This window comes from Palaeococcus ferrophilus DSM 13482, from assembly GCF_000966265.1.
GTDB classification, from domain to species: Archaea; Methanobacteriota_B; Thermococci; order Thermococcales; family Thermococcaceae; genus Palaeococcus; species Palaeococcus ferrophilus.
Map to the genome: position 1 here is coordinate 60,028 of NZ_LANF01000010.1, position 17,164 is coordinate 77,191.

Below are 17,164 nucleotides of genomic sequence, written 5' to 3' on the forward strand. Positions count from 1 at the left end.
AAACCTTTCGTTGTGACCAAAGAAAAGTTTTGGGAACCCGCCCGAAGGCGGGAAAGGAAAGGGGTTCAGCCGAAGAGGGCGCCGAGACCGGCGAGAGCCTCTTCCTCCTTCTCCTCTTCCTCTTCTTCCTCTTCCTCCTCCGCCGGAGCCTCCTCGGCAGCGGCGGCAGGAGCGGCAGCCGGGGCCGCGGCAACGGCCACGGGCATGGCGGCCTTCTCGATGACCTCCTCGATGTTGACGCCCTCGAGGGCAGCAACGAGGGCCTTTATCCTGGCCTCGTCGACCTCAACACCGGCAGCCTGGAGTATGGCCTTGATGCTCTCCTCGTTTATCTCCTTACCAGCGGCGTGTAATAACAAAGCAGCATACACGTACTCCATTTTTCGCACCTCCAATCATCTTCATTTTTTACTTATTCACGATACGAGGGAAATTGAAAGGGGTTCAGCCGAACAGGGCTCCCAGTCCGGCAAGGGCCTCCTCCTCAGAGGCCTCCTCTTCTTCCTCCTCTTCTTCAGCCTCCTCAACCTTCTCTTCCTGAGGCTGAGGCGCTGCGGCAACAGCTACTTGCGCCTGTTGGTTTAAAAGCTCTTTGGTCTTCTCGTCGAGGAGCTCCTCCGGGAGCTCACCCGCTATGAGCAGCGCAACCCTGAACGCCCTGCCAAGTATGTCGCCAGCGGTTTCCTTCGTAACGTAGCCGGCCTCGACGGCAACGTTCTTCGCTCCCATGAATGCCTTCTGGATTATTGCCTCGATGGTCTGTGCGGTCGGGTAGGCGACGTTGACTGACAGGTTGAAGGCGTGCATGTAAGCCTGCTGGAGCATTGAGATGTAGGTCTCCTCGTCTATGGCAAGCACGTCCGGCCCGTACACAAAGCCCTCCTCGTAGGCGGCCAGGAGTTCAAGGCCAACCTCGAGGGGCTCTATGCCGAGCTTGTTGAGTATGTTCGCCAGCTGGGGGGTGATGACGTCACCGGGCTTGAGGACGGTGTAGTCCTTCTGAATGCTGACCTTACCCTTCTCGATTCTCGCGGGAATTCCAAGGGCCTGCATCTCACCCACGACGGGACCGGGAGCGAGTGACGTCGGACCCGCGGGAATGACAACCTCCTTGTTAACGGCAACACCCGGCTTGGCCGGGGCAGGCTTCTTGCTCTCCTGAAGGAACTTGTAGAGCTTGAAGGGGTTCATGTTGGTGGCGAGTATTCCCGCACCGCCTTCGATCCTTGAGGCGAGCTCCTCAAGGCCCTTCTCACCGAGCTCTTCCGCCGCCCTCTTGAGCGCGAGCTCTATGAGGGTGTTCCTCGAGACCCTGAGGATTCCACCCTGCTCCCTTATGGTCTCTCTCATCTTGGAGAGCGGGTAGGCCGGCACGTCCGCTATGTTGACCAGTGCTATCACTGGGTAGCTCTTGATGAGGTTGACGAGCTCTTCAACTTCCTTCTTCTTCCACTCAGCTACGTGGGCCATCTACCTCACCTCTCCACCTTTACAGCCGGGCCCATGGTGGTCTTGATGTACACTGACTTCACTTGGTTCTCGCCGCGCTCCAGCTTGTTGAGTATGGCATGGAGCACTGCCTCAGCGTTTTCAGCCAGCTTCTCGTCCTCCATGTCCTCGGTTCCGATAGGTGCGTGGACAACGGGGTTGTTCTTGAGCTGTACCCTGACGGTCTTCTTGAGCCTGTTGACTATGGGTTCGAGGTTGGTCATGGTCGGTGGAACGACCTGCGGCATCTTGTTCCTTGGACCGAGGTACCTACCGAGGTACCTACCGATCTTCGGCATCAGCGGAGCTGCCGCCATGAAGAAGTCGTACTTCTTCGCGAGCTTCCTGGCTTCCCTTGGGCTCTCCTTGAGCTTCTCCAAATCCTCACCACTAATCACATCAAGCCCGAGCTTCTTAGCCGCCTCGGCTACCGCGCCATCAGCGATGACCGCGATATTAACTTCCTTACCTCTACCGTGGGGCAGTAAAACCTCAAGTTTGAACCTGTTCTCAGGCTTCTTCAAATCAATATCCCTGAGGTTTACTGCCATCTCGACGGTCTGTGTGAAGTTGCGCGGCTTAGCCCGGGCCTTTGCCTCCTTCACCGCTTCCACGAGCTTTTGCCTTTCAAAGGCCATGTCCTAGACCTCCATTCTTTTTAGATTTAATCTCAGGCGAAAATCAAAATGCACGTAAAAAGAGGAGATTTTTAAACTTTTCCCTTCACTCCTCCTTGGCGAAAACCTCATCGTAGAGGCCTTCGTCAATCTCCTTCTGAACCTGCCTCGGGTCCTTGCCGTCCACTGTAACGCCCATGCTGAGGGCGGTTCCTATGACCTCCTTGGTGGCCGCCTTGAGGTCGTCCGCGAGCATCTGGTCTATCTTCATCTTGGCTATGGCTATGGCCCTCTCGATGGGCAGGTCGCCGACTATGTTGTTCCTTGGGGCGTCGGAACCCTTGGCAAGGCCGAGCTCCTTCTTGATGAGCTGGCTCACCGGTGGGATTCCGACCTCGATCTCGAAGGTCTTCTTCTTGGGGTCGGTGACTATGACCTTGACAGGAACCTGCATTCCCGCGAACTCCTTGGTGGCCTCGTTGATCTTCTGAACGACCTGCATGACGTTTAAGCCTAATGGACCTATGGCCGGTCCGAGAGGAGGACCTGGAGTAGCCTTACCTCCCTCAACGAGCACTTCAACTACCTGTGCCATTTACCTCACCTCTGGCTATTGGTTCGACCGCTTGCTTATAAGTCTAACGTATTCGCCCTTTACGGTAACGGGAATTGGAACGATGGCCCCAACGAGCTCGACCACGATCTCGTCCTTTCCTTCGTCCACCCTGACGACCTTTGCTTTCTCGCCCTTGAACGGGCCGGCGATTAACTCGACGATGTCGCCAGGCTCGAAGCCGCTGACGCTGGGCCTCTCCTCGAGGAAGTGCTCTATCTCCGTGAACTTTATCTCCTGCGGGAGCGTTCCCTTTGCGTGCCTTATCCCGCTTATGGCCTCGTCCACGGCACCCTTCTCAGCGGCCTCAACGAATATGTACCCCTTCACCTTGCTGGGGGCCAGTATGGCGTAAACAGGGATGTTGTACGTCTTGGCCTTGCTGTAGAGCAGGTTTGCCACGTTCTCCTCCTGGCCAACGGTGACCCTCACTGCAAATATCTTGCCCATCCCGTATCACCCGTTAATTTTCAACCGGTTCCCGTTATCAGGGCACCGGCGATTTTGATTAGCATTCCAATAAAGCCTATCAGCAGCATTCCAAGGCCGGTTATCTTTGCGGCCATCTTAAACTCCTTGGAGCTGGGCTTTTTTGTAACCAGTAAAACCCTTTTGCACTCCTTCAGGAAGTTTTTAAGCTTTTCCGTGTAGCTCTCTGCCATACTACTCACCCCAAATAAAGTGTAATGGAAAATCAAAGCTCCTCTATGTCGAGCTTTATAGGCCTCCTCTCACCCTCCTCCTCGAAGGGAGATACCTTCTCCTCGGCCACGGCGTAGGGAGAGCTGACGCCGCTTATGACGATCATAACCCTTATGGTCTTGCTGAGCTCGGGGTCAAGCTGGATTCCCCATATCATCTGGGCCTCCGGGTCGAGCTTGCTGGTGACCTGCTCTATAATCTGCTGGGCCTCCTCGAGCTTGACGTCGCTTCCGCTTATGCTTATGAGGGCACCCTTGGCGCCGCTGATGTCAACGTCGAGGAGCGGGCTGTTGAGGGCCTGTATAGCGGCCTCCTGCGCTCTCTTCTCGCTGTCGCTCTCGCCAATACCTATCATGGCTATTCCGCCGTCCTTCATGACCGCCTTAACGTCGTTGAAGTCGAGGTTGACGAGACCGGGCTTGGTGATGAGCTCCGTTATTCCCTTCACTGCCTGGACGAGTATCTCATCGGCGACCTTGAAGGCGAGGTGTATGGGCAGGTTCGGGGCAACCTCCATGAGCTTGTCGTTGGGTATGACTATGACGGTGTCGCTGTTCTTCCTGAGCCTCTCGAGGCCGTACTCGGCGTTCTTGATCCTTCTGATGCCCTCAACCGTGAAGGGGAGGGTGACTATCGAGACCGTAAGTGCGCCCATTTTCTTGGCGAGCTCGGCAACAACCGGGGCCGCACCGGTTCCGGTTCCGCCACCGAGACCGCAGGTGATGAACACCATGTCCGCCCCTTCAAGGGCGTCCCTTATATCTCTCTCGCTCTCCTTGGCAGCCTCCTCACCGATTTTCGGGTTGTTTCCGGCACCGAGGCCGCGGGTTATCTCCTTTCCAATGAGTATCTTCCTGTGAGACTTAACCTTGAGGAGGTCCTGAGCATCGGTGTTTACAGCTATGATCTTGGCGCCCTCAACGCCAACCTCCATCATGCGGTTTATGGTGTTGCATCCGGCCCCACCAACACCAACAACGTATATCTTAGCCTGAGTCTGTTCGAGTATCCTCTTAAGCTCCTCATCAATGTCCGAATTGGTAACCGCCGGAACCTTGGTCTCGGAGGCTTTCGCTTCCTCGGATGTCCTTTCGATTACACCTTCAACCAGCTTCAACATTTTCTTCACCCTCCACGGGAACCTTCGACTAAAATCTGATAACCTTTGTTTCAAAGCAATATATAAACTTTAGCTAATCCTTGATAAATTCCATCCCAAGCTCCCTCGCGAGTTCCCTTGCCATCTGTCGTGTCTCGCCTTTACTTCCCTTCCAGTCCACGTATATAGCCTCAACCGCGCCGTTCGTCCGCTCAATGGCTTTTATCAACATTTCGCGTGGTACCGGGTGGGCGTACTTTGGGACTATATGCGAGAACGCCAGATCGCTCTCGATGGCCATCTTTGTCTGCTTTGGTGCGTAATGGCCGCCGCCCACGCCGATGGCAACTTTAGCGTCAACCTTTTTATAGCTATCGAGTACCCGGATTATGCTTTCCGCCAGGATTTCTCCCGCCCTATCGTTTCGCCACTCCTCCTCGCTCGAGCCTATTTCCATGAAGAGGCTCGGCACGTTGAGTTCACTCGGGCCGTGGTGCGTTGCTTCGTAGCACACCGTCCACCCAAGGTCGTTGAGCTCGTTTAGCGTTGTAAGGGCGAGTTTCATGGCCTTCGGCTCGGCTATGGCCAGAGATGCGTCCTTCCCCCCGTAAACCGCCTCCCCCCAGTTGCCCGTCACGTGGGTCGTTAGCGCGGGCAGTTTCTGCTTGCTCGAGTGTCTCGAGGCGAAGACTATGAGCTCTGGCTCCAGGTTGAGCTGCTTCCTTATCGCATCGTCCAGATTGTCGTAGTATATCATCTCATCGTTCGTCGTTAGGATGAGCGTGTCCTTCCCCTCATAAACCGGGTTGCCGTCGAAGGTTCTCTCCCCTACCCTAAAACCAAAGCCCTCAACCAGCTTTTCTAATATGTTCATTGAGGCAACATCAACTTTCGTCGTCATAACTACCTTCATCGTTCATCCCTCTGTGCCCTGAAGGGGGGTAGGATAAAAAGGTTGCCCTCCAGGGCCCATGGCGTTACCTTGTCAAATGTAAAGACATGTCCCAGATAGACGTTATTACCATCGGCACTTTTATGGCACTAAAACTACAAAACTCCACTAAACGCCCAAAAATTTTAGAACGGCAGTCACACCTTCCGAAAAAATCGTGTTTTACGGCCCTGTAAAAGTTTACAACCATAAAGTATATAACCGTGCACGCGCACAGGATTTTACTGTAATGTCCTGTTTAGTTGTTCCAAGAATAAAAAGGAGATGGTAGTGTATGAAGTGGAAGGCAATTGGTTTGATGCTGGTGTTGGCTCTGGCAGTTGTGGCCGCGGGCTGTACCCAGCAGGGGGGCACCCAGAGCAGCACTCAGGCTACGGTAGAGATAACTATCTACACCGGTGGTACGAGCGGTGTTTACTTCCCCACAGGCTCCAAGTACGCCGAACTGCTCAACAAGAACGGTGTTAAGGCCAAGGCCGTGACGAGCGGTGCTAGCGTTTCAAACGCGAAAGCAATAGGAGACGGCACCGCCCAGGCGGCCATCCTCCAGAACGACGTTGCGTACTATGCGTACCACGGCCTTTACATGTTCGAGGGAAGCAAGATTTCAAACATACGCGGCGTTGCTGCCCTCTACCCCGAGACGGTCCAGTTTGTTGTGAGGGCCGATAGCGACATTAAGACCCTCCAAGACTTCGCAGGTAAGAAGGTCGCCATAGGCGCCGCCGGAAGTGGTACCGCGGTTGCTGCCGAGCAGGTTCTTAAGGCAGCTGGCGTCTGGGACAGCATTGAGAAGGTCAACCAGAAGTTCAGTGAGGCCGCCCAGAGCCTCAAGCTCGGACAGGTGGACGTTGCGGTTATAGTTTCGGGCGCACCGACCCCCGCCGTCAACCAGATAGCCGTCCAGACCCCCGTTAGAGTTATTCCGATACCGGACGACGTTCTCGCCAAGCTCAAGGATCAGGGTTACATATTCTACGTCAGGCAGGTTCTCCCGAAGGACACCTACAACGGCATGGAGGAGGACACCCCCACCATAGCCGTTAAGGCAATGCTCGCAGTCAGCGCCGACCTCCCGGATGACGTCGTTTACCAGATGACAAAGATACTCTTTGACCCGGCCAGCCTCGATGAGCTCCACCAGGTTCACGCCAAGACCAAGTACATCAGCCTTGACACGGCCCTCGACGGTATGAGCATTCCGCTCCACCCCGGAGCCATCAAATACTATGAGGAGAAGGGCATTAGCATCCCGGACGAGCTTAAGCCGTGAACCGGGTGAGGTCGTTGAGGAGACCTCTTCCCCTTCTTTTTGCATTTTTGTTGGTGTTACCCCTACTGATTCCAGTTCATGCCCTCGTTGTAAGCGATGGGCACTCATCTCGTGTGTACCGCCTGGGGGATGTGAGGGTGGAGATAGACTACATACACAGCGTCGAGAGGAGCGAGATAAGGGAGGTGCTTGAGGCAAACTCCAGCGGCCTCTACGCCAAGGAGATGTGGTGGAAGGACTTCGGGGCAGGACTGCCGGAGGACATCCAGTACATGGAGGACGGATTTTACGTTAAGAAGATAAACATCCCCCTGGGAAAGAGTTTGGACTTCTGGTTCATTCCCTTAAACAGGGCTGAAATAAAGGTTAATGGCGAGACGATCTTCGCCCCTAAAGAGGAGACTCTCATGAGGTTTAGGGTTAAAAGATGCCCACTTTTCGAAACACTCGTAGGGAGGTGCTGAAATGCCCGATATTGATAATGAACCGAAAGGATTGGAAGAGCTGGAGGAGCTGAAGGAGATCGAGGAGGAAAAAATTGAGGTCGTCCTGGAAAAGACGAGGACTCTCACACCGAAGCTGGAGACGCTGATAAAGATCGCAGCTATACTCATAGGCATATACGAAATACTGTTCATCTTCAACTTCAACTACACACTCTACGACATGTTCGCGAGGATGGGCCTCAAGATAGGCTTCCTGAAAACGACCCTCCAGACTAAGCAGGGAGAAGCCTTCGTCCTTGCCATGATCCTCCTGATAACGTACCTACTCTACCCGTTCCGCAAGAGGGAGGAGGAACTAAGGAAAGTGCCGTTCTACGACTACATACTGGCGGCCCTCGGAGTCATCTCGTCGCTCTACCTCTTCGCCGTCTACCAGCGCTACGCGGAGTTTGCGGAGGTCTACACGCTTGACGTTGTCTTTGGAGTGCTCGCTATAATCCTCGTCCTTGAGGCAACGCGCAGGGTCCTTGGCTGGGTTCTCCCGCTTGTCGTGACGATATTCCTCATCTACGGCATTCAGAACATAGGCTTCAACTGGGTCCGCTTTACGCAGCAGCTCTACTTCGACGAGGGAATCTTCGGAATCCCGTTCTTCGTCATGACGATATACGTCTTTGCCTTCGTGTTCTTCGGCGCCTTCCTGCTGAAGATCGGCATAAGCGACTACATAACGGAGTTCATGATAACGCTCTTCGGAAAGCGGCCCGGCGGCCCGGCAAAGTCAGCAGTGGTTTCAAGCGGTTTAATGGGAACCGTCAGCGGCTCGAGCGTCGCCAACGTCCTCACAACCGGAACGTTCACAATTCCCCTCATGAAGAAAGCTGGCTATCCACCGGAGATAGCGGGAGCGGTTGAGCCGGTAGCATCAACGGGTGGCCAGCTCATGCCGCCAATTATGGGCGCTGCTGCCTTCATCATGGCGGAGTTCCTCGGGGTGCCCTACAACAAGCTCATCATAGCGGCGGTGATTCCAGCCCTCGTGTACTACTCCGGCGTTTACCTCTTCATAGACCTCGAAACCAAGAGGCTCGGCCTCAAAGGAATGCCCTCCGAGCACTTCGCCCCGCTGAGCTACTTCGTGAGGAAGCTCTACATCCTACTTCCCATAGCCGTCATCACGGTGGCGCTCGTCTGGGGAATCCCGCCGCACATCTCGGCCATATCCTCCCTGGGAATAGCCATATGGGTGGCATGGATTGCAAAGGATGAGATAAAGGGACACGAGGGGCTATACGTTGGCGTGGTTCTCCTCACAACACTCCTGATGTTCACGGGGAAGTCAATAGCAGCCCCCGTCGCCGGCGCGATGGTGCTCCTCTCCCTGGCCCTCGCGGGGATGGCGTTCGTTACAGACATGGTCGAGTTCAACGAGAAGCTCTACATCAGCCTGCTCTTCATGCTCTTCGTGGCCCTCACGAAGTACCTCGGCATGTCGAAGGAGCAGATACTCCTCATGAGCGGTGTCATGGGCATAGTCTTCTCGCTCATCGTCGGCTACGTCTCCAAGAGCGAGGGCGGGAAGAAGATGTACGAGGCAACGTACCAGTCCATGATAGATGCTGGAAAGACGAGCACGAGCGTCATGCTGGCGGCGGCGAGCGCGGGCCTCATACAGGGCGTCCTCACAATGACGGGCCTCGTCACGAGCCTCGGCTATCGCCTAGTTGACCTCACCGCGGGAAACCTGTGGCTCCTCCTGCTCCTGACGATGGTCTTCAGCCTAATCCTTGGAATGGGCGTTCCAACGACGGCCAACTACATCATAACCTCCCTCGTTGCTGCGCCGGCAATTTACAACGCCGTTCTTGGATTACAGCCCTACAGCTCCCCCGTTCCGGGCTTTGGAACACCAATAGCGCTGCTGGCCGCTCACTTCTTCGTGTTCTACTTTGGAATCCTGGCGGACGTCACGCCACCCGTTGCGCTGGCCAGCTACGCCGGTTCGGCTTTAGCGGGCGGCGATTTCTGGAAGACGGCAATGAACGCGGTGAAGTACGCCCTCGCGGGATACATAGGCCCCTACATCTACTTCACCCACCCGGAAATGTTCATCATAACGGTTCAGGAGTGGAGCGCGAGGATAGCGTTGACAGTTATCTACGACTTCGGGGCAACGCTCCTCGTGATGTACATCCTGGCGATAAGCCTCACGGGATGGTTCGAGATACCCATAAGAAAGGAGTTCAGGGCAGTTCTGGCCATCATAGGACTCGCTTCAGCCACTTTGAACCCGATTCCGGTTGGGCTGGGGCTCGTCGCGGTGCTCGGCATAAAGTTCCTCGGAAGGAAGAAGGGTGAGGCCTGAGCCTCTGTCTTTAATTTATTGTAACTCCCATTTAGGAACTATGCCCAACCTCCCCTTAAAATACGCCTGCATCTTCTCTTTTTTAAGGCCTTGCAAATAATCACAATCCTCAAACCGCTTAAGTCATGTTTGTTTGATAAAGTCTCCTAAAAAGCTCTTTGAGTGCATACAATTCAAGTCCAATTGCGCTTATTCTCTCCTGGAGCACCGTTTGCTCGTCCTCCGGTGAGAGTTTCTCTGAAAGTTTAGTGTTTACGAGTATTTTCCTGTTCAGGTACTCCCTTCTCGCTTCCAACATCTCTAAGTACTCCTCTGCAAGCTGAATTACATCCGTGACGAACTCCCTGAGGGTTATCGTAACTCTAACGATTTCGTCTTCCTTGCGTTTTTTAATCCACTCCGGACAGTTTTCAGTGCCCCAACTTTTGAAAACAATCGTGACGTCATAATCGTCCGAAGACTGCGACTTTCTCAGGAGGAAGAGCGCCCTCGAATAGTAGAATCCGAGGTCTTCGACGTAGTGGGTGAGAACACCCTCTCCAATCTCTACCCCAAGGGTCATCATGACCTCATGCCAGTACATAGCCTCGTCCTTGTATTCGGGCCCCTTTGGTGCGAGGGCGCTGGAGATGATTGTGAGGTAATCTTCCTTCATTGGTCCATTCGTTACCTCGGCAATTTTTTTCAGAAAGTAGAGGGAAACGTCCACCAGTCCTGCAACAAGGCTGGGGAGGTGGCAATCGTCTCCCTTTATTTGGTAGTTTTCACACCAGCCGCCGAGGAGTTCGTTCCCAACTACCAGCGCCGTGGGCACGTAGTCATCCACGTTTAGATTGATCTTGAAAGGCACACCCTCACGGATAACCCTGAAAACCATCATATCACCCCTGGATTTTTATGTAGAAAAATAGAATAGCAAAAATTTCAAAGTCAGTATAGCATAACCTCGAACCCGAGCTCGCTCAACAGATCAGCCAGCTCCTCGCTGTCCGCGTAGATCAGCAGGTGGTGGTTCCCGATAGTGCCGTCTATGAAATCCCTCGCCTCCTCTATGCGGAGCTTCACCTGCGTCCTGCACCTGTGCTCGCTCTTTTCTATGCCAGCGACCTCAACGCCGGCCACCACTGCTTTCCTGCCCCTTATCTTTAGGAGGCTCGCCTTCCCCTTTGGAAGCTCAACCGCTACGCCCACACCCGTCCCACTCTCGAAGTGGGTTCTAAGGACGTAGCCCGAGATGAGCGGTGCCGTGCAGTGGGCTATGAGCACGTAGTTGTCCCCGTAGTCCGCTATGTTGGCCATGAACGCCGGCTTGTTGAAAAAGCGCCTCGCTATCATCATGCCGAGGAGCGCGTTTAGCTCGCCCTCACACGCGGCCGGGATTCCCTCCGCGTTGAACATTGCCAGGGCAAGGCATGGAGTGGTATTTATCTTCCCTATGAGGTCGAAGCAACCTATGGTGAAGCCGTCAAGGTGGTAATCCCCGATGATCCTCTTCAGGGCCACGTAGACCTTCCCGGCCTTGGTAAGCTCCTCCCTGTTGGGCTCCTTTATGGCCCTGGCCCTTGCCACCACTCCCTCCACGGCCTTCCACCCTTCAGCGTCCGTGACGGCCTCGTAGTACTCGTAGAACTTCTTGAGGCTTATGTGAACGTAGGGGAGCTCAAAGCGCTCGTTAATGAGCCATGGGGAGGTTCTCCCGATGAGCCCGAGCCTCATCTTGAGGAACTTCTCAAAGAGCTCGCCCATGTCCTCGTAGCCGAGGATAGCGGCCCTAAGCTCCTCAAAGGTGTTCACAAGGGTGGCCGGAAGGAGACGCTCCCTGAAGAACTCCCTAAGCTCTATTCCCGCCGCTATCGAGTTGTTGAATGGATCCCCGTAGATGATCACGGGCTTTCTGTAGACGGCGAACTCCTTGAGGCTGTTCTCCGTCCCGCCAGTGAGTGGATAGAGGAGCAGAACGTCAGCCTCGTTGAAGTCAACCTCCTCCTTGAGCTCCCTGAAGTCCGCTTTCTTTGAGACGAAGAGACCGCCCATTATCTCGAACTCCTCGGCGAGCTTCATGAGGAACTCAGAGGCCTTCTTTTCAAACGCCTTAGGGTCAGCAATCTCGCTGACTCCAAAAACAACGCCAACTTTCATTCAATCACCCAAGTGTTTTAAACTCCGGGGGCATAATAATGTTGTGGTGAAAATGAGGTTCGTCCTCGACACGAGCATCTTCGTCAACCCGGACGTGAGGGGGGGCTTTGGCGAGAACCCCACGGAGGCCATGCGCACTTTTCTGAGCTATGCGGAGAAGCTCTTCGGGAAGGTAGAGTTCTACGTGCCCGCGGGCGTTTACAGGGAGATAATGCACTTCGTTGACATAGAGGAGGTCGCCCCCGAGGTCGAGCTGTACATCATCAAAAAGTCCCCCAACGTGCACGACATAAGGATACCCGCCTTCGTGGTCTACGAGCTCATTGAAGACCTCAGAAGGAGGATAGACAAGGGGCTGAGGGTGGCGGAGAAGGCCGTCCGCGAGAGCGTCATAGAGGCCGACAACGTGGACAAGATAATCCAGAAACTGAGGAGGAACTACAGGAGGGCACTGCGCGAGGGCATAGTTGACAGCAAGGAGGACTTTGAGCTCATACTTCTAGCGAAGGAGCTCGACGCCATCATAGTCTCGGCGGACGTGGGCATACTCACGTGGGCCCAGAAGATGGGGATAAAGTGGGTCGATGCCGCCAAGTTCAAGGACGTCCTGGAGGAGCTGGCGGAGAAGCTCGGGGAGTAGGAGTGTTAGGGGCCCCTTCACGGGGCTTTGAGGGCCTCGAGCTCCCTAACCTTCTCGAAGTCGTTCCGCTTTATCAGCTCGGCCGCGTAGGCGTAGAGGCCGAGTTTCAGGAGGTTCTCCGGAGTGGGGTCTTTCCTTGAGAGCTCTTTAACGGCGGAGGAGAGCTTCTGGAGGGCCTTCTCCTTGGCATTCTCGGAGTAGTCGGCGAACTCGAGGGCTTGAAGGATGGAGAGGACTTCGAGGAGGGCGTCGGAGGGGAGATTTGGCGTGGATTTCTCGGCGATGTGCTTCTCTGGTTTGGGAACAAGCTCCTCTGGTCTAATCCCTCTCTTCTTTAGGAATTCGTACCAGCGGTCACCGTAAACCTCCTCTGGCTTTGAGAACCCCGGGAACAATTTATTTAGTTCGAGTATGATGTCCCCCACTTTTTCAAGAAAGTCCCCTCCAAGAGTTTTTTCAGCGTATTCTATTGCTTTAAAACCCTCCGTTCGGTGCACTTTTGCAGATTCCGCTACCATGTGGTACCTGTTCTCATCTATGCCTCTGAACATAACATGGAATCTTTTGCCATATTCCACTGCGAGCTCGAAAGCTCTTTTCAGCTTTTGGCGCTCCTCAGATGTTAACTTCCTGCCTATGATCCTTTCTATGCTTTCCGTGGCTCGGTTTGCAAACTCTTCTTTGTGGTTCCTATAAAAGTCCTCGTATTTTGGGTAGTAGACTAGAATGTGCTGGTGGTGATTTTCCAGCTTTGGGTCGTCTGGATCAAATGCTTTTACGAATTCTCTGTCGTTTTCCTTTCCGAAACTCTGTAGTATGTGTAGTGTCGTTTCGACGGGAGCATGTGTTCCGGTCACTCTCTTTATAATCTCTTTGCCAATTGCAACCAACGCATCGTACCCCGCTGCGTCGTGGTGCCCTTCTACAACGTTTGCGTAACGAATCTTTCCGACAAAGTGTATGTGTGTGGTGCCTACTCCTAATGCCTTTCCCAGGACGTTGTCAGCGAGTGGTGTCAGCCCAAGATGTTTCTCGTACAAGTATTCCTGCTCTATCTTTTTTTCTCTACCAAAAAGCCCCTTTTCGATGATGTATCCCTTTCTTTTACGGTGTGCAAGCAGCATTTCTCCACCCCCTTAAACTTTGGCCTCACAAAGAAATAAGCCTTTCGAAGTCTCGGCACCCTTACCAGGGAAATCCCGCACAGGGCAACCTTTTCCCGGTTCTCCCTCCATTACCCCTGCCGCGGAGTTAAGATTCCTGCCCAAGCCTTTCGTATTCCTCCACGAGCTTAAGGACGATCCCGTACAGCTCGTCCATTCTCTTCAGGCCGTCCTCAACCGCATTCAGGTCGAGCCTGTCGTATTTGTGGACTATCGCATTCCTGAGGCCGTTGTACTTCCTCAAGAGCGATGCCTCCTCACGGCTTAGAACCCCTTTCCTCTCCAGCCGTGCTATGTTGGTGTAATCATCCTCCACCGTTATTCCGAGGTCCTTTGTGAGCATTGCCACGATGTCCATCGCCACGTCAACGCACACCTGGAGGGAGTAGAGAAGTGCCCGCCGCGTAACCTCGTCCCTCATCTCGTGACCCTTTATGAACTCGTACTCCTCCTCGAACTTCTCAAGCTTTTCCAGGTACCTTTGCCTTCTCACGGGCACGCCTCCTCAGAAGGGCTTTCTCCCTAACGCTTTTGAACCGATTCTCCTTAATCCGGTGCTCCATATCCCTCCAGAGCTTTCTGAACCGGTAGAAGTACTCCGACAGCTCAAGCTCGTCCCCGTAGATTACCCTGTGGTTCTTGATAACTTCAATCTGAATGTAAAGGGGCAGTTCCTCAAAAACCTTGACGTCGTACTTCCCGCCAAGCTTTTCGAGAACCCTCTCGTAGGTTCCTGGCGTAGGCTTGACGAGGCACACATCAACGTCGCTCCTCCGTGTAGGTTCCCCTCTAACCCACGAGCCGTAGAGGAGGATCCCCATGCAGGAGTTCCTGAACTCCTCGAAGTCCCTGCGGAGCTGGGTAATGAGGAACATGAAACCACCAAAGTCTAGTAGAAGTGAGAGAATTTAGGGTTTTTGGTCTCTCAAGTCCCTCCGAACCAGGACAACTCCCAATCATGAGCTCAAAGGGAACCCTTTTTAACTTACAGGGGTGCAAGTTAATGCTGTTCTCACTTTTCATAACTGGATGTCAAACCCCCTAAGGAACTCTTCAGCGCCATCAAGGTCGCCCTCGCGGAGGTAGCCGATGACGACGGCGTATAGTCCAGCGAGGGTTAAGTTGTCCCTGTGGGTCATTACTTCGCCCCAAAGCTTCTCCTCAAGGTTCCTCAGGGCTTTCTCGTCGGCACCGGCAAGCTTGAGCCCGCTGATGATCCCGAGGAGCCTTGAGGCCTCCTTGGAGAGGTCTGGGGAAGTTTCTATAGGGGCTTTTGAGGGGCGGGGCTTTTGGGCCTTCTTCCCGCTGATCTCCGCCAAGAGCTGACGGAACTCCTCCAGCTCCGGCTCGATGTCGATGCCCGCTTGCTTGAGGATGTGGAGTGGGTTTTCAACACCTTTATTTAGCGCATCGGATGCTTTTTCAAGGTGTTCGGGGTCGTGGTTTTCCGGCCACAGCTTCTCGGCGATTCGTATGATCGTTGGAAGCCCTTGTAGTATCACCTTTTTTGTCTTCTCCTCATCTGTTATTATTCCATTCTCTTTTAGTTCTCTTGCGACAAGCATAGCGAACTCTTCCGGGTTTTTCTTAATGTCTGCAATATCTCTCTCAGTTTCTCCTCCGAAGTAGTACCTGTTAATGGCGTCTCCTATTGCGTGGCCGATCTCGGGCAGCGCCTTCCCACCATGGTGCGTTATCAAGAGTGAGAGAAAACCGTGGACGATGTTCAGACCTCTTGGCGGTTTTTTCTCGAACTGTAGGAGTAACCCTGCTTTGCTTTGGTATTTTTTCCCCTAATGGCGGATATATATATTATCCTCTGAATACTGTGGTTCTGCCTCGAGGATCTTCATGATTCGCCCCTCGTTCTTATCCGGGTCCGCCTCCTTAAGGAGTTTTATGAAACCCTTGTTGACCCTTGCGTGCATGTGAGTTATTGCTACTTGCACAGATTCTGGCAGATTCGGCTTTTTCTTCTCAGCGGTCTTTTTTTCTTTCTTCTTCCCACCAAATATGAACATCCCAGTCAGCGGCAAGAGCGACAAGACCACCACCCTCTAAAGTTGGGCTTTGGAAGAGATAAGCCTTTCCCCGCCGAGGAGCCACTTTGCGAGGGACACTAACTCAATCTTTCCCCTCATGCCGTAGAGAGAGACCTCCTCGGTTCCCTCTTCCTCAAGCGTTATTATTTTCAGGTTATCGCACTTGAGCCTTTTCGATGCATGTAGAAGGGCCAAAAACTCCCTCTTCCTTGTTTTTTCATCGTCGAGCCTGAGGCTGACCTGAATCAGCTCCCTAGCTCCCTTCTCCGAGACGACGAAATCCACCTCCCTCCCCTGCTCGTCCTTCCAGTGGGTAACCTCGGCATTCGGCGAATGCCTCCGCAGCAGCTCAAGGAAAACGACGTTCTCCATGTCCCTCGCCGGATCTTTTTCTCCAAAAACTGCCAGTCCAGTGTCTATGAGGTAGAGCTTTCTCGGAGCAACTATCCTGCCCTTAGGGGAGCGTTCATACCTTTTGACGAGGAAGATGGCGAAGGCCTCCTCAAGGTGGGCGAGGTAGTTGGCTATCGTTCTCTTCGTTACCTTCAGCCTGCCTTTAAAGAGCCTGTAGAGGGAATCAATGGAGACGTACTTTGAATAGCTCCGGAGGGAGAAGTAGAGGAGCTCATTCAGGAGGTAGACGTTTTTAACCCTGTGCCTCTCAAGGACGTCTTTTTTGATGAGGACGTCGAGGTAGTCCCTCAGTATAAGCTCTTTCACATCTTCAGGCGCCAAAGCTATCTCAGGATACGCTCCAAAACGGAGGTACTCATCGAGAAGCCCCATTATTTTTGGGTGATCCCTGTAGAAGTCCCTGCCCTCATAGCTGAGGCCCTTGAAGTGGAGGAACTCCCTGAAAGAGAGGGGGAAGAGGGTGTAGGTTAAGGACCGGCCCCTCAAATGGGTCGCCACCTCGCGGGAGAGGAGCTTTGAGGATGAACCCGTTACGTAGACGGTGTAACCTTCATCAAGCAGATAGCGGACGATTCTCTCCCAGTCGGGAACGGCCTGAACCTCGTCGAGCATGATAACCGGGCGTTTTATCTCGGGATAAAGCTCGTGGTAAGCATCGAGAACGTCTATGAAGTCCCTCGGCGTCATCGGGTGGAAGACCGGGTGCTCAAAGTCAACGTAGAGGTACTTTTCAGGGCTCTCACTTTCAATGAGGGAGAAGAGGTAGTAGGTTTTTCCCGCCCTTCTTGGGCCGATTATGACCGTTGCTTTTCCGGGCAGTGTTTTGACCTTCAGCTCCCTCGGGATTATCCTCCCAAACTCCCTCTCATGGAAGCTGAGGATGTACCTCTTGACGAGCGTTTTGTCGAGCATATGTGAAATTAAGGGTTCCAATATTTTAAGTTTTTGGTACCCTAACTTATTCCCACCCCTCAGGCCTTTCAGCTCTCCCCTGTTCCTCTCGGCACTTAGGAGTGCTGCCTTTCTTCTCTCCAGTGCGGGGACGTTCGCGAGGACTCTGGCGAGGCCGTCGTGTAGCTCATCGTAGTCCCCATCCTTCAGCGCCTCAAAGACGTAAGCCTCTGCGAGGAGGTAGCGGGAAGCCCTCACGTACGCGTACTCGAAGAGAAAGTCCTCAGCGCTCCCGTACCTTTCCATGAACCTTTTGGCCC

The 17,164-nt window shown here is 53.7% G+C and carries 20 protein-coding genes; 4 read left to right on the plus strand and 16 right to left on the minus strand.

Features of this window, described 5'->3' with window-relative positions; translation table 11 throughout:
- Positions 1-65: 65 nt before the first annotated feature.
- The 8 genes from rpl12p to PFER_RS04545 form a co-directional block, all read right to left on the minus strand.
- A complete protein-coding gene (gene rpl12p, locus PFER_RS04510; RefSeq protein ID WP_048149219.1) occupies positions 66-380 on the minus strand; it encodes a 50S ribosomal protein P1 in 315 nt (104 codons plus the stop codon).
- Between the two features lie 64 nt (positions 381-444).
- Positions 445-1,470, minus strand: coding sequence for a 50S ribosomal protein L10 (locus PFER_RS04515; protein WP_048149221.1), 1,026 nt, complete (start codon positions 1,468-1,470; stop codon positions 445-447).
- Between the two features lie 5 nt (positions 1,471-1,475).
- Positions 1,476-2,126, minus strand: a complete 651-nt coding sequence (locus PFER_RS04520; RefSeq protein ID WP_048149223.1) for a 50S ribosomal protein L1 — start codon at positions 2,124-2,126, stop codon at positions 1,476-1,478.
- Positions 2,127-2,211: 85 nt separating this feature from the next.
- Entirely contained in the window at positions 2,212-2,700 is a 489-nt protein-coding gene (locus tag PFER_RS04525; protein WP_048149224.1) for a 50S ribosomal protein L11, read from the minus strand.
- A 15-nt stretch (positions 2,701-2,715) separates the two neighbouring features.
- Positions 2,716-3,168, minus strand: coding sequence for a transcription elongation factor Spt5 (locus PFER_RS04530; RefSeq protein ID WP_048149226.1), 453 nt, complete (start codon positions 3,166-3,168; stop codon positions 2,716-2,718).
- A 20-nt stretch (positions 3,169-3,188) separates the two neighbouring features.
- The gene (locus PFER_RS04535) at positions 3,189-3,380 is read right to left on the minus strand and encodes a protein translocase SEC61 complex subunit gamma (protein WP_048149228.1); all 192 of its coding nucleotides are present in this window, start codon (positions 3,378-3,380) and stop codon (positions 3,189-3,191) included.
- Positions 3,381-3,412: 32 nt separating this feature from the next.
- Positions 3,413-4,540, minus strand: coding sequence for a cell division protein FtsZ (gene ftsZ, locus PFER_RS04540; protein WP_048149230.1), 1,128 nt, complete (start codon positions 4,538-4,540; stop codon positions 3,413-3,415).
- 73 nt (positions 4,541-4,613) lie between these two features.
- Positions 4,614-5,432 carry a D-aminoacyl-tRNA deacylase gene (locus PFER_RS04545; RefSeq protein WP_048149232.1) on the minus strand — a complete coding sequence of 273 codons (819 nt, stop codon included), beginning with the start codon at positions 5,430-5,432 and terminating at the stop codon, positions 4,614-4,616.
- A gap of 313 nt (positions 5,433-5,745) precedes the next feature.
- Here PFER_RS04545 and PFER_RS04550 point away from each other — a divergent pair, with 313 nt between their 5' ends.
- The 3 genes from PFER_RS04550 to PFER_RS04560 are packed head-to-tail and all read left to right on the plus strand — an operon-like array spanning position 5,746 to position 9,555.
- Complete coding sequence (locus PFER_RS04550) at positions 5,746-6,744, plus strand: TAXI family TRAP transporter solute-binding subunit (RefSeq protein ID WP_048149233.1); 999 nt, start codon at positions 5,746-5,748, stop codon at positions 6,742-6,744.
- Positions 6,745-6,749: 5 nt separating this feature from the next.
- On the plus strand, positions 6,750-7,208 hold the full coding sequence (locus PFER_RS04555; RefSeq protein WP_084593912.1) for a DUF1850 domain-containing protein: 459 nt from the start codon (positions 6,750-6,752) through the stop codon (positions 7,206-7,208).
- Position 7,209: 1 nt separating this feature from the next.
- Positions 7,210-9,555, plus strand: a complete 2,346-nt coding sequence (locus PFER_RS04560; RefSeq protein WP_048149237.1) for a TRAP transporter permease — start codon at positions 7,210-7,212, stop codon at positions 9,553-9,555.
- A 118-nt stretch (positions 9,556-9,673) separates the two neighbouring features.
- Here the strand turns inward: PFER_RS04560 and PFER_RS04565 are convergent, their stop codons facing one another.
- Both PFER_RS04565 and PFER_RS04570 read right to left on the minus strand, forming a co-directional pair.
- Positions 9,674-10,432 (minus strand): hypothetical protein, encoded by a 759-nt coding sequence (locus tag PFER_RS04565; RefSeq protein WP_048149239.1) that lies wholly within the window; start codon positions 10,430-10,432, stop codon positions 9,674-9,676.
- Between the two features lie 53 nt (positions 10,433-10,485).
- Positions 10,486-11,694, minus strand: coding sequence for a hypothetical protein (locus tag PFER_RS04570; RefSeq protein WP_048149241.1), 1,209 nt, complete (start codon positions 11,692-11,694; stop codon positions 10,486-10,488).
- Positions 11,695-11,746: 52 nt separating this feature from the next.
- On the opposite strand from PFER_RS04570, the gene PFER_RS04575 reads away from it, so the two are divergent.
- On the plus strand, positions 11,747-12,334 hold the full coding sequence (locus tag PFER_RS04575) for an RNA ligase partner protein (protein ID WP_048149243.1): 588 nt from the start codon (positions 11,747-11,749) through the stop codon (positions 12,332-12,334).
- A 17-nt stretch (positions 12,335-12,351) separates the two neighbouring features.
- On the opposite strand, the gene PFER_RS04580 is transcribed toward PFER_RS04575, so the two are convergent.
- The 6 genes from PFER_RS04580 to PFER_RS04605 form a co-directional block, all read right to left on the minus strand.
- Positions 12,352-13,458, minus strand: a complete 1,107-nt coding sequence (locus tag PFER_RS04580) for a hypothetical protein (protein ID WP_048149245.1) — start codon at positions 13,456-13,458, stop codon at positions 12,352-12,354.
- A gap of 127 nt (positions 13,459-13,585) precedes the next feature.
- Entirely contained in the window at positions 13,586-13,990 is a 405-nt protein-coding gene (locus PFER_RS04585; RefSeq protein ID WP_048149247.1) for a DUF86 domain-containing protein, read from the minus strand.
- Positions 13,959-14,372, minus strand: a complete 414-nt coding sequence (locus PFER_RS04590) for a nucleotidyltransferase domain-containing protein (RefSeq protein ID WP_048149249.1) — start codon at positions 14,370-14,372, stop codon at positions 13,959-13,961. The genes PFER_RS04585 and PFER_RS04590 overlap by 32 nt, the downstream gene beginning before the upstream one ends.
- A gap of 144 nt (positions 14,373-14,516) precedes the next feature.
- A complete protein-coding gene (locus tag PFER_RS04595; RefSeq protein ID WP_048149251.1) occupies positions 14,517-15,197 on the minus strand; it encodes a hypothetical protein in 681 nt (226 codons plus the stop codon).
- Positions 15,198-15,290: 93 nt separating this feature from the next.
- A complete protein-coding gene (locus PFER_RS04600) occupies positions 15,291-15,551 on the minus strand; it encodes a hypothetical protein (RefSeq protein ID WP_157255088.1) in 261 nt (86 codons plus the stop codon).
- Between the two features lie 3 nt (positions 15,552-15,554).
- Positions 15,555-17,150, minus strand: a complete 1,596-nt coding sequence (locus PFER_RS04605) for an ATP-binding protein (RefSeq protein WP_245612441.1) — start codon at positions 17,148-17,150, stop codon at positions 15,555-15,557.
- Between the last annotated feature and the right edge of the window lie 14 nt (positions 17,151-17,164).